The organism is Hymenobacter coccineus (assembly GCF_001816125.1).
Taxonomy (GTDB): domain Bacteria; phylum Bacteroidota; class Bacteroidia; order Cytophagales; family Hymenobacteraceae; genus Hymenobacter; species Hymenobacter coccineus.
Genome location: NZ_MDZA01000074.1, coordinates 1 through 10,566 on the forward strand (window position 1 = coordinate 1; position 10,566 = coordinate 10,566).

Sequence of the window (10,566 nt, forward strand, 5' to 3'; positions counted from 1 at the left end):
GAGGGTGCGGGCGGTGAGGCGCGCGGGCAGGACGCGCAGGTGGGGGTTTTGGCCCAGGTCGAGGTGCTCGCGCACGAGCCAGTCGCCGGTGGCTTCCCGCAGGCCGGTACGGGAAGCCCGCACGCTGGTGGCCCGCAGGTGCTCGGGCAGCAGCGCCAGCTGGGGGCAGTCGCGCACGTCGAGGTGCGTGCAGATTAACGAGGCGGGCAGCTCGCGCAGGCGGGCTTCGCCGCGCAGCCGCACCGGGCCCGTTACGCTAAGGGCCGCGGGGGCCTGCCCCGACAAGAGCAGGATGCGCGCCCGCTCCGAAGATACGCTAACCGGATTAGCAGCCACCTTGACGGCCGCGGGAGCAGCGGCACCTGGCAAAGACGGCCCCGGGAGTGGCGGGGGCCCGGCGGCGGGTGCGGGGGGGCGGGTGGCCAGCCGGCCTTGGGCGGCGATGCGGAACATGGGCGGGCGGGGCTTAGTCGAGCACGGTGCGGATGGCAGTGGGCGTGTACTCGCGCTGCTGCCAGATGCGGTACACGCCGGTGGGCAGCTCAATGGACCGGTGCTCTTCGTGCACCAAAGTGGCCTTGGGGCCGGTAACGTGCAAGTAGGTAGTGGCCCCGTGCGTAAAAAGACGGGCGGCGCCCGCCTCCCGAATGCGGTGGGCGTGCCCGGTGACTTCGCCGTGGGCGAGCACCAGGTCGGGGCGCGGAACGGCACCGGCGGGCAGCGCGGCGACGGTGGCGAGGAGTACATCGCCGTGGCGGTACTGGAGGGTGAGGGCAGCCATGCGGAGCGGGGGGTTTAGGGGGTGGAGGTATGGGAATCGCACTGCAATACTAAGTATTGTAGTTCACATATTACTACTTTAGTTAGTAAATAGTTTTCCTAACGCCTCCCTCCTGCTTCGCCTGAAGCCGAAGTGCTAACAAGAATTGCAGCAAGCCCATAGTGCTGGTGCGCGCAATCGGCCTTACCAATGCGCGGAAGTGTACTTGGGGCGTGGCAAGGCCACCGGGCCACCGCCCGGCCCAAGCGCACGTTGCCCAGCATCGGCGTGGCGGCTGCGTAGCTGGGGCCCGCACGGCCGCGTCGATGGCGCTGGGGGGCAGGTTCTCGCCGGCGAAGGCCAAGAAGTGGAGGAGTTTTTACCACTCATTGCCCACTCAGTCGGGCTGGGTTTGGCACAGTTCATTCGCCACCTGCTTTCTTGCAGGCAACACGCATGGTGCACGACACAAACGTGCGCGCACCCACTTATAAAGACCAGCAACGAGGGCCTACTGCGCCAGATTGGACTGTTATGCCAGCAGCTCGCGGTGAAGGACACCGTCATCGCCGCCAAAGACCAAACCATTTCGCTGCTTCGCGGCAGCTGTAACCACCCCATTTAACCCTTTTATGACGCGACGTTTTATTCCTTTGTTAGCAGTTAGCGGCCTGGCGTTAGTTGCCGCACCGGCCAGCGCACAAACCACCTTTAGCATTGGCCCGAAAGTAGGTTACTCGCTTTCTTCGGCGCGCTTCACCGTGGCCGATTACCCCGACTACTTCACCACCCCGAGCACCTACCACAGCGGTTTCGAAGCCGGCGTGGTGGCGCAGCTGGCCTTTGGTGGCCACTTGGCCGTGCAGCCGGCGGTGCTTTACGCCCGCAAGGCCCCGGGCTACGGCACGCATTCTTACTACCAGCCCAACGACTTCAGCTATAAGCAGGATTACGAATTGAAGCTCAACTACCTCCTGGTGCCCGTCAACTTGCTTTACAGCCAGCGGCCGAACGGGCGCGGCGGGCAGGTGTTCGCCGGCCCCTACGTGGGCTTCTTGCTGGGCGGCACTTACCAAAGCACGACGGGTTCGGGCCGCGGCAGCTCCGTGTCGGGGGGCACCACCGCCTCGGGCGACGTGAAAACTGGCGACACCTACGCCAACTCCAACACTTATTACATCCGGCAGCTTGACGCCGGCGCGCAAGTGGGCGTGGGCTATGGTTTTGACGCGCTCCAGGTGCAAGCCAGCTTCAGCCTGGGCCTGCGCAACATTGGGGCGGACTACGCGCCCAACGCCGGCAACCCCTACGAGGCGCCCGTCATTCGCAACCGTGGGTTTCAGCTCTCGGCCGCCTACTTGTTCGGGTCATCCAAGTAACCGCGCAGTCCAGGACGCAACCGTCGGCCTGCTCAAGGCGGCCTTCCACCAGCTTAATTAATTGCGCCGCTATATGAAAACAGCTTTGGCCTTTTTGTTAGTTGCGCTGGGCACTGCGTTGAGTTGCACCAGGCAAGAAAACCTCGTACCGGCCACCACTACGGCCGATACGGGCAGTTTCCGCATGGAAGGCCGCGTAGTGAGTTGCCAGGCGACGGCTACATCCGGCTACATTTTATCGAGCGTTGATTCACTCGTGAGCGTTTCCGTTCAACTAGAAGATACCGCCGATGCCACCTCCGGCGACCTACGTTTCCTCGCTCTAGACTTTCAAAGGCCCGGGAACCAACCCAACGCCCCGTATCAGCTTGCGCTGGCCATGTACTGCGCGAGCTGACTAGAGCCGCCCGTTTTTTATGATAACGTCGTGGCCACGCTGCGCGAAACGAGCCCTGGGGCATTCTCTGGCACCTTCTACGACAGCAAGCCCGGGCTAACCTCCGCCAGCGAGGGCCGCTTCACCAACGTGCACGTTCATCCGCCGAAAATTAGCAAGGCACCTAAAAGCGCGGTGAACAACGAAGAATTCACTCATCACCGCCAAGAATCAAGCCATTAACTAACGCATAGCTGCCTTCAATTGCCCTAACTGATGCCCCTAACTGCCGCCCAGCAGCACCGCTACGAGGTGTGGGCCTCTAACCTGTTATTCTTGACTTTTGCCATCAGCACAGCGGTCGGGCTTCTGGTGGCCCTGGGCTACTTACCCCGGCACCGGGGCCCGGCGCAGTACGGCTACCTCAGCATGTACACGGCCGCGCCTCCCCTGCTCGTGGTGTATTACTACATCCGCCGGGGCGCCCGCGTGGCCAAGATTCTTTTTCTGCTGCTCTACGCATTCGTCCTGCTGCAAATAATAAGCGGCTGGCGTCCCCTCACTAGCTATGCTACCCCGGCGGGAATAGTTCATTTACTGGCGCAGCAGGGGCTGCAAATCGGAGCTTGCGTGCTCTTGTTTCTAAGCTTCAGGACGCCTACTAAACCGATTTAAGCCCAAATCACCGACCCACCCAAGGCTGCCTTTAATCGCCTGAAGTATATGCGCTTGGTTGTGAAAATACTCGCTCTCTTAGCCCTTCTCTTATTCATCCTGCTTGCCTGCTGTTTCTATACCTACTACCGCATGCTAGAAGCAGAAGGGGAATTCGATAAAGAGGTTGCGAGTTCACCAAGATGCTTTACGCCAAGGTAGTGGAGTGCTTCCAACACCAGGAGATGCGGCGGATTGGGAAGTGCAGGGGGTACGGCCGCGCCGGGCGGGGCCCCGGCGGCCAACCCGGCTTGCGTAATTGAAGCGGCAGTGGCACTGGTGAGCAGGAACACGGAAAAGGTCCGGCCCCGGTATAATCCAGGCCGGACCTTTTTTGGGGCGTCACTGACGGACGAGGTACTGCCTTGCTACATTCCGGGCAGCCTGGGCCATCGCGCTGCGAGTCCCTAGTGTAAGGTGACGTAGAGCTCGGCCTGCAACTGCCACTCCTTGTCCTTTTTACGCCACATCGCCGAGTAGTTGCCGCCTCCCTTAAAGGAGCCGCCCTGGCTCCAGGAGCCGACCCAGGTCCCGGTTTCCCAGGCCAGTAGGCCGTTGGGGTTCACGGCAATGCGTTGGAGGCTCCGCACGTACACCACGTCGGGATGCAGCCGGAACGCTTTCTGCCACCCGGCCACGACCGAGTCTTTGCCGGTTTTGTAGCCGCCATTGCCCCCCACCTGCACGAAGTCGGGCAGCCAATACCGGGCGATGCCGTCAACCTCGTGCCGGGCAATGGCCGCGTTCGAGGCTGTGCGCATGGCCTTGATAAGGACCCTATCGTCCGGCTTTCGGGTTTGGGCTACCAGCGGCCGGAAGCAACTGGACAGCGACAAAACCAGCAGAAGCGTGCGGCTATTCATCATTTAGCACAGGGGGAAATAGCAGCAAAAAAACCGCATAATAGTTCGGGCAACAGGTGGCAAAGCTTGAGACTACAGCACGAAAATCCGCGCTCAATCCGTGTCGAGTTAGGGCCTACCGAGGCAGTGGCAGAGTAGGGCGAGGGTAACTCTAGCCTAGCTCTAGCCTGCCTTTTGCTGGGGACTAGCGCGCCGGGTCGGGCCCGCCCGTTGGGCCGTTCAGGGCAGCGCTGACTTCGGCCACGGGCAGGCCGGTGAAGGCGCAGAACTCGGCGACGGAGACGTAGGCGCGCATGGGCTTGCCGAGCTTGGTGCGGATGCGCTGGAGCAGGCGCTTGCCGGTAGTGTACTGGGTGCCGGTGAGGCGGGCCGCGTCCTTGGGGTAGATGCAAACCTGGGGCATAACGGGGCCGATTGGGGTCAAGGTGGTCAGCGAAGATACAACCGGCAAAACGGGGCGGTAGGTTCGGCCCATGAACGCGAAACAGCACTTTTTGGTGGGCAGCGGCCTGGCCTTGTTGGCGGCCCTGGGCGGGGCCAGTGGGGCCCTAAAACCGGTGCCGCTGCCGGAAGCAGCCCGCGTGGCGCGGGTGGTGGACGCCGACACTTACGACGTGGTGGCGGGTGGGCAGCGGGTGCGCGTGCGGCTGCTGGGCGCGGACGCACCGGAGCACGACCAAGCGTTTGGCGCGCAGGCCACCGACTCGGTGGCGACCCTGCTGCCGGTGGGCCAGTTGGTGCAATTGCGGCGGCACGGCGTGGACTTGTACGGGCGCACGCTGGGCAGCTTGACCCTGCCGGCGACGGGTGCCCGGGGCCGCGGGGCCGGGGCCCTGGATTCACTGCTGGTGGTGCGCGGCTGGGCGTGGGCCTACGACCCCGCGCACGCGGTGGCCGGACGGGCGGCCCAGCAGGCCCTGGCCCAGGCGGCGGGGCGGGGCCTGTGGAAATGCGGGGCCGCAGGGGCCGTGCCGCCCAAGGTGTGGCGGGGACTTAACTACCAAAACAAGCGGCGTTACGGGGCGGGCTGCTCCTGGTAACTGAGCCGCTCATCAGAGCAGCCAAACCTATTTTTCACCTTTTATTTTTTTACAGTTATGGCATCACAGAATGGTATTTTAGGCTTGCAGGGCACCGTGGGGGGCCTGGTCTTTGCCCGCAACGGCACGGTCCGCCAGAAACAGGCGTCGAACAAGGCGGCCTTCAACAGCGCGGCCAGCCTGGCCCGCACCCGCGAAAACGCCAGCGAATTTGGGCGCGCCGGCACGGCCGGCAAGCTCATTCGCACGGCGCTGCGCACGCTCATCAGCACGGCCAGCGACTCGCTGATGGTCTCGCGCCTGACGCAAAAGACCCGCGCCATCATTGGGATGGACGAGGCCAACGACCGCGGGGCCCGGGTGATGGACAAGGACAACGCCCTGGAGCTGGTAGGCTTTGACTTCAACGCTGCGGCCTCGCTGAGCCAGGTGTTCTTCGGCTCGTACACCACGGCCGCGGCCAGCGCGGACTTGACCATCAGCCTCCCCAGCCTTAACGGGCTGACCGACGTGGCCGCCCCGCAGGGCGCGACGCACTTTGAGTTGATGCTGGGCTCGGCGGCCATCAACTTCGAGACGGGCGCGATTTCGCAGGGCGCGGTGGCCGCACCGCTGGGCAGCCTGCCGCTCAACGGGCCGGTGCTGGTCAACCAGACCATCAAGGCCTCGCTGGCGGTAGCGCCGACGGCGGACGACGTGGTTTTGGGCGTGCTGGGCGTGAACTTCTACCAGCTGCTCAACGGCAAGCAGTACCCGCTCAACAACAACGCCAGCAACCCGCTGGCCATCGTCTACGCCGACTAAGCGGCGACGCGGGGTACTGCCAGCGGCCGGCCGGAAACGGTCGGCCGTTTTTGCTGCGCCGCCCCTGACTTTTTTTAACGGGGCCCTGGGCCTCCTCTCCTATTACCATTTATTATCATGGCACTGACAGCTTATCAGAAACAATACAAGCGCCGGGCCACCAAGGCCCTAGCCCTCTACACCAAGGCCCGCAAGCAGGTGCGCGCCCTGGTGGGGCAACTCAAGGCGGCCGAGTTGGGCAACGCCGCGGCCGCGGCCCGCGCCGCCCGGCTCAACGCGCTCTACGGCACGGCCCTGCCCACCGCCACGGACCTCATGGTGGACTTTGGCACCTCCGAGACACTGGCCAACCTGACAATCAACAAAGAGGCCGACGCGCTGCTGTATGCCGACGTGGCCGACGCCAACGGCGGGGCCGCGCTGCCGACCGAAGCCGCCTTTGGCGAATAACACCGGCCTTTTCTCACCTCCCTATTGCAATTCGTTATGGCAACTTCTGCTTATCAAAAACAATACAAAGTGCGCGGCAAAAAGGCCCGCGCCACCGTGGCCCGGGCCGACCGGGACGTGCGCAAGCGCCTGAGCCGCGTGGCCGCCGCCCAGCAGCGAATGAATGATGCACTGGCCCGGCTGGTGCGGCTCAACCAGGTGTACGGCACGGCCTATCCCGAGCAAACCGACCTGTCGGCGGGTTTTGATGACTACAGCGCGGGGGCCCGACAGCTGGTGGGCGCCTACGCGGTAGTGGAGGCGCTGCCCGCGCTGGCCGTGGTACCTGACACTGCCGGCGGGTTGGCCCTAGCGGGCGAAGCCATCTTTGGGGAGCTCCCGACGGCGCCCCGCCCGCGCGCTGCGCCTGAGCGGGGCCACGCTGCGCGGCACCAACCCCGCGGACGGGGGCAACACTGTGCTCGCGGGCCAGGTGACGGCCACGGGCGGCACGGGGGCCGTGGCGGTGCACCTCACCATTGACAACTTCGTGGACGGGGGCACGCACCCCACCGGTGAACCCTTCAGCTCCGCGCTAGGCACGCGCTTCGTGACGGGGGGCGTGCGGCAGTACCGGGCCGAGGTGGTGGGGCAGCCCAGCCTGTTCGTGACGGGCTCCTTCACGGTGGAATAAGCGCGCATTTGCGCAGGGCAGTAAAAAGGCCAGCTCCTATTTTCGGGAGCTGGCCTTTTTGTTGTCGGGCCGGTGCTGGGGTATTCGCAGCGGAGCGAATCGGTTAAATTATTTGCGCCAAGTACTTTATGATTTTCCCGACACTGCCGCGAGAAGTGCTGCTGCTTGGCAAGCCCAACACGAGTCCGCGGGCCTTCGGCCGGGTTCAGCGCGGGCCGGGGGGCCCGTTCTGGGTCTTGTCGACCCCGACCTTGCCGGCTTTCATCACCCATTTCACGTGGTCGATTACCGCGTTGATGTCGCGGAGCGGGTCGCCTTCCACGGCCACCAAGTCGGCCAGGTAGCCGGGGGCGATGGCCCCCAGGTTTTTTTCCTGGCCCAGCATCTCGGCGCCGGTGGTGGTGGCGGTTTGCAGGGCCTGCGCGGGGGTCATGCCGGCCTTGACAAACCAGGCCAGCTCGCGCGTGTTCTCCCCGAAGCCCGTGAAGACGGCATCGGAGCCCATGGCGATTTTTACCCGGGCCTTGACGGCGCGCTTCAGGGTGGCGAAGTTCTGCGCCACGTAGCCGTTCAGCGCCCGGACCACGGCGGTGTCGTAGCCAAACTCGGCCCGGTGGGCAATGTAGTACCGGTTGTGCTCGACGGTGGGCACGTAGACGATGCCTTTTTTGGCCATGGCGGCCAGGGTCGCGTCGTCGATGTCGATGGCGTGCTCCACGGTGTTGGTGCCGGCCCGCACCGCGTCGCGGGCCCCGTCGGGGCCGTAGGAGTGGATGGCAATGCGCTTGCCGGCAAAATGGGCCACGTCGGCGGCGGCCCGCATCTCCGCGTAGGTGAACGTCTGGAAGCCGGTCACGTCCTTGTCGCTGCCGGTCGAGCCGTACATCTTGATCCAGTCGGCCCCGGCGGCGATTTGCTGGCGGGCCACGCGCTGCACGGCCTCCACGCCGTCGCACTGCCCGGCGTCGGGAATGGCCCCCACCTTGTAGGGCGAGCTGCTGATGTGCAGGCCGTTGCCGGCCACGAACATGCGCGGGCCCACGACGGCGCCCCGGTTGATGAGCTCGCGCAGGGCAAAGTCCATGTTGTCGAACGAGCCCAGGTCGCGGACCGTGGTCACGCCCGTTTCCAGGGCCTTGCGGGCGTTTTCCTGGGCCAGGAACACCGTCACGGCCGGCCCCAGGGTACCCAGCTGCGCCCAGGGGGTGGTGCCCGGGGCCCGGTCCCAGTAGAAGGACATGTGGGTGTGCGCGTCGATGAGGCCGGGGATGGCCGTGTACGCCGTCAAGTCGATGGTTTCGGCGCCGGCGGGAATGGCCACGTCCTTGGCCGCGCCGACGGCCACGATGCGGTCGGCGCGGACGAGCACGACGGCGTCGGTGAACACGTGGCCCCGGCCGTCCACGACTTGGCCAAAGCGCAGGGCCTTGACTTGCGCGCGTAAAACCAGGGGCGGCCCCACCGAAAAAAGGGCCAGGAGCAGCAGAAAGCAGCTTTTACGCATGAGCAAGTACCGGGCGGCGGAGGAGGAGCGCCGGCGCCGCGGCAATATGGCACCCAATGCGCCGACCCCGGGCGTTGTCGCCCGCCCCAGGCCTTTTCGGGGGCCCCTGCCTACCTTGCCCCGGTGACCCGCGCCGGGCCACGACACCGGCGCCAACCCTTTTCCCCCGCACCTTCCCGCGTTGCCCATGAAGTTGTTTCGAATGAGCTGGCGCGCCGGCTACTCGGTGGCCCTGTGCGGCCTGCTGCTGGCCGGGCCCGTACTGGCCGCCGGGCAGGACCTCCCCCACCAGGCGGGCAAAATTCCCACGGCGCAGGTAGCGCTGGCCTACGAGACTTTTGGGGCCCCCGGCCGCGCCCTGCCGCTGCTGGTCGTCAACGGCGGACCCGGCCTGTCCCACGCCTACCTGCTGCCCACGGACGTGTGGCGGCAGCTGGCGCAAAAGCGCCAGGTGATTTTTTACGACCAGCGGGGCACGGGCGCTTCCAAGCCCGTGCAGGAGGGCGCTCCCCAGACCCTGGCGGCGCAGGTCGCCGACCTGGAAGCCCTGCGCCAGGGTTTGAATCTGCCGCAAGTGCTGCTGCTGGGCGATTCCTACGGGGGGCTGCTCGCCATTGCCTACGCCAGCGCCTACCCCCAGCACGTGGCCAAGCTCATCCTCTCGGACGCGGCGGGCAGCAACCTCCACACCCTCGTGCACCTCTTTGACGAAGTGTTTCCGGAAACGATGGCCGCCGAAAAGCAGCAAAAACAGCCGCCGGTCGTGACGCAGGCGGCGGCTGAAGCCAGCATGCGCACCCACTTCAACCTGCTCTTCTACTCGGCGGCGCAGCGCGACTTGTACTTCAAAAAGCTGGGCCCCATCCACAACGTGGGCCTGGAGCCGGCGGTGGGGCAAGCCGTGGGCGAGGACGCCGGCAAGGCCGATTTCACGCCGAAGCTGGCCGGCTTCGCGTTTCCCACGCTGGTGCTCACCGGGCGCTACGACATGAACGTGGCCCCGCTCACCGCCTGGCGCCTGCAACAGGCCATTCCGGGGGCCAAGATTGTGTTTTTCGAGCAGAGCGGGCATTTCCCCTGGTTTGAGGAGCCCGCCAAGTACCGCACGGTGGTGGAGCAGTTTCTGGACAGCCCGGCCCGGTAAGGAAACGGCCACGCAAGGCAGCCGACCGGCCGTTCTTTTCCGCGGGCTTGCGGGCCGCTTGTACCTTAACCGGTATGAAGAAGCGACTGGACCTGAGGTGGGGTGGGCCGTTGCGGTGGGGACTGCTGGCGCTGGTGCTGCTGGCCGGTCCGGCGCGCGCGCAAACCTGGGACCTGCTGGCCCGAACGGTGGCCGACCGCTACTTAGCCGGGTTTAATGGATCAGCGCTGGCCCCCAACGGCGACGTCATCGTGCTGGGAGGCGTGAGCGGCACGGCCCAACTGGGCAACCTGGGGCCGGTGGGCCAGGCCGGCAGCTACACCAACGCCGTAATTGCCCGCTACAGCCCCCAGCGCCAACAATGGAAGTGGGCCGACTACCTGTTCACGCCGCCGGGCGGCACCGCGGCCACGCGCGCCTTGGTGCTGCCGGATGGCGACGTACTGGTCCTGGGCAGCTTCCCCAACAGCTTCGCCCCGGTGGTATTCGGCACCTTGCCGCCCCTGTCGGGCGTCGGCATTCGCGACGGCTACGTGGGCGGGCTCGACGGGGCGCTGGCGGTGGGTGGCGCAGCTGGCCACCCGCGAGGGCTTCGACCTGGTACTGCCCGGAGCCATGGTGCTGGGCGCGGGCGGGGAACTGGTGGTGACCGGCGCGTTCAGCAACCAATTACAGCTCGGGGCGTTGCCGCCCATCGTTTCGGCCCGGCCCGGCCGGCTGGGGTCCGGGGACTACGACCTGTTCGTGGCCCGGCTGGACATCACGACCGGGCAATGGCTGCAAGGCTTCGGGGCGGGGGCCTGGGCAACGACTACGCCACCGGCCTGGTGGCCCTGCCCGGCGGCGACGTGGCCCTGGG

General features: G+C 65.6%; 16 protein-coding genes. 11 read left to right on the forward strand and 5 right to left on the reverse strand.

The genetic code is table 11. The annotated features are described in order from the left end of the window. Both BEN49_RS26630 and BEN49_RS05720 read right to left on the reverse strand, forming a co-directional pair. The coding region (locus BEN49_RS26630) for a hypothetical protein (RefSeq protein WP_204376061.1) at positions 1–453 on the reverse strand (453 nt) is incomplete at its 3' end. A 13-nt stretch (positions 454–466) separates the two neighbouring features. Further along, complete coding sequence (locus BEN49_RS05720; protein ID WP_070742005.1) at positions 467–781, reverse strand: DUF8820 family protein; 315 nt, start codon at positions 779–781, stop codon at positions 467–469. Positions 782–1,392: 611 nt separating this feature from the next. Between BEN49_RS05720 and BEN49_RS05725 the strand changes: the two genes are divergently transcribed. From BEN49_RS05725 to BEN49_RS05740, 4 genes are all read left to right on the forward strand, one after another. Next, on the forward strand, positions 1,393–2,139 hold the full coding sequence (locus tag BEN49_RS05725; RefSeq protein ID WP_083325810.1) for a porin family protein: 747 nt from the start codon (positions 1,393–1,395) through the stop codon (positions 2,137–2,139). A gap of 73 nt (positions 2,140–2,212) precedes the next feature. Next, positions 2,213–2,536 carry a hypothetical protein gene (locus tag BEN49_RS05730; protein ID WP_070742010.1) on the forward strand — a complete coding sequence of 108 codons (324 nt, stop codon included), beginning with the start codon at positions 2,213–2,215 and terminating at the stop codon, positions 2,534–2,536. Between the two features lie 30 nt (positions 2,537–2,566). After that, complete coding sequence (locus BEN49_RS05735) at positions 2,567–2,758, forward strand: hypothetical protein (RefSeq protein WP_070742013.1); 192 nt, start codon at positions 2,567–2,569, stop codon at positions 2,756–2,758. 33 nt (positions 2,759–2,791) lie between these two features. Further along, entirely contained in the window at positions 2,792–3,190 is a 399-nt protein-coding gene (locus tag BEN49_RS05740) for a hypothetical protein (RefSeq protein WP_070742015.1), read from the forward strand. A gap of 446 nt (positions 3,191–3,636) precedes the next feature. Here BEN49_RS05740 and BEN49_RS05745 read toward each other — a convergent pair whose 3' ends face one another. Next, positions 3,637–3,990, reverse strand: a complete 354-nt coding sequence (locus tag BEN49_RS05745; protein WP_158022760.1) for a YybH family protein — start codon at positions 3,988–3,990, stop codon at positions 3,637–3,639. 286 nt (positions 3,991–4,276) lie between these two features. Then, positions 4,277–4,495 (reverse strand): hypothetical protein, encoded by a 219-nt coding sequence (locus tag BEN49_RS05750; RefSeq protein ID WP_070742021.1) that lies wholly within the window; start codon positions 4,493–4,495, stop codon positions 4,277–4,279. Between the two features lie 70 nt (positions 4,496–4,565). Between BEN49_RS05750 and BEN49_RS05755 the strand changes: the two genes are divergently transcribed. The 5 genes from BEN49_RS05755 to BEN49_RS05775 all read left to right on the forward strand — a co-directional run bounded on the left by BEN49_RS05755 (position 4,566) and on the right by BEN49_RS05775 (position 7,059). Then, complete coding sequence (locus BEN49_RS05755; protein WP_070742024.1) at positions 4,566–5,132, forward strand: thermonuclease family protein; 567 nt, start codon at positions 4,566–4,568, stop codon at positions 5,130–5,132. A gap of 57 nt (positions 5,133–5,189) precedes the next feature. Next, on the forward strand, positions 5,190–5,936 hold the full coding sequence (locus BEN49_RS05760) for a hypothetical protein (protein ID WP_070742027.1): 747 nt from the start codon (positions 5,190–5,192) through the stop codon (positions 5,934–5,936). A 117-nt stretch (positions 5,937–6,053) separates the two neighbouring features. Next, positions 6,054–6,386 (forward strand): hypothetical protein, encoded by a 333-nt coding sequence (locus BEN49_RS05765; RefSeq protein WP_070742030.1) that lies wholly within the window; start codon positions 6,054–6,056, stop codon positions 6,384–6,386. 36 nt (positions 6,387–6,422) lie between these two features. Continuing rightward, positions 6,423–6,908 (forward strand): hypothetical protein, encoded by a 486-nt coding sequence (locus BEN49_RS05770; protein WP_125916555.1) that lies wholly within the window; start codon positions 6,423–6,425, stop codon positions 6,906–6,908. Further along, positions 6,844–7,059, forward strand: coding sequence for a hypothetical protein (locus tag BEN49_RS05775; RefSeq protein ID WP_158022761.1), 216 nt, complete (start codon positions 6,844–6,846; stop codon positions 7,057–7,059). Before BEN49_RS05770 ends, BEN49_RS05775 begins: the two co-directional genes overlap by 65 nt. Before the next feature lie 205 nt (positions 7,060–7,264). Here BEN49_RS05775 and BEN49_RS05780 read toward each other — a convergent pair whose 3' ends face one another. After that, the gene (locus BEN49_RS05780) at positions 7,265–8,563 is read right to left on the reverse strand and encodes a metal-dependent hydrolase family protein (protein WP_070742037.1); all 1,299 of its coding nucleotides are present in this window, start codon (positions 8,561–8,563) and stop codon (positions 7,265–7,267) included. A gap of 187 nt (positions 8,564–8,750) precedes the next feature. On the opposite strand from BEN49_RS05780, the gene BEN49_RS05785 reads away from it, so the two are divergent. Together BEN49_RS05785 and BEN49_RS05790 are read left to right on the forward strand one after the other, a co-directional pair. Continuing rightward, positions 8,751–9,707 (forward strand): alpha/beta fold hydrolase, encoded by a 957-nt coding sequence (locus BEN49_RS05785; protein WP_204376062.1) that lies wholly within the window; start codon positions 8,751–8,753, stop codon positions 9,705–9,707. A gap of 74 nt (positions 9,708–9,781) precedes the next feature. Beyond that, the coding region (locus tag BEN49_RS05790; protein WP_204376063.1) for a hypothetical protein at positions 9,782–10,566 on the forward strand (785 nt) is incomplete at its 3' end.

Coding starts and splice junctions, on each gene's coding strand:
- BEN49_RS05720 (WP_070742005.1), bottom strand. CDS start 781: ATGGCTGCCCTCACCCTCCAGTACCGCCACGGCGATGTACTCCTCGCC.
- BEN49_RS05725 (WP_083325810.1), top strand. CDS start 1,393: ATGACGCGACGTTTTATTCCTTTGTTAGCAGTTAGCGGCCTGGCGTTA.
- BEN49_RS05730 (WP_070742010.1), top strand. CDS start 2,213: ATGAAAACAGCTTTGGCCTTTTTGTTAGTTGCGCTGGGCACTGCGTTG.
- BEN49_RS05740 (WP_070742015.1), top strand. CDS start 2,792: ATGCCCCTAACTGCCGCCCAGCAGCACCGCTACGAGGTGTGGGCCTCT.
- BEN49_RS05745 (WP_158022760.1), bottom strand. CDS start 3,990: ATGCGCACAGCCTCGAACGCGGCCATTGCCCGGCACGAGGTTGACGGC.
- BEN49_RS05750 (WP_070742021.1), bottom strand. CDS start 4,495: ATGCCCCAGGTTTGCATCTACCCCAAGGACGCGGCCCGCCTCACCGGC.
- BEN49_RS05755 (WP_070742024.1), top strand. CDS start 4,566: ATGAACGCGAAACAGCACTTTTTGGTGGGCAGCGGCCTGGCCTTGTTG.
- BEN49_RS05760 (WP_070742027.1), top strand. CDS start 5,190: ATGGCATCACAGAATGGTATTTTAGGCTTGCAGGGCACCGTGGGGGGC.
- BEN49_RS05765 (WP_070742030.1), top strand. CDS start 6,054: ATGGCACTGACAGCTTATCAGAAACAATACAAGCGCCGGGCCACCAAG.
- BEN49_RS05770 (WP_125916555.1), top strand. CDS start 6,423: ATGGCAACTTCTGCTTATCAAAAACAATACAAAGTGCGCGGCAAAAAG.
- BEN49_RS05780 (WP_070742037.1), bottom strand. CDS start 8,563: ATGCGTAAAAGCTGCTTTCTGCTGCTCCTGGCCCTTTTTTCGGTGGGG.
- BEN49_RS05785 (WP_204376062.1), top strand. CDS start 8,751: ATGAAGTTGTTTCGAATGAGCTGGCGCGCCGGCTACTCGGTGGCCCTG.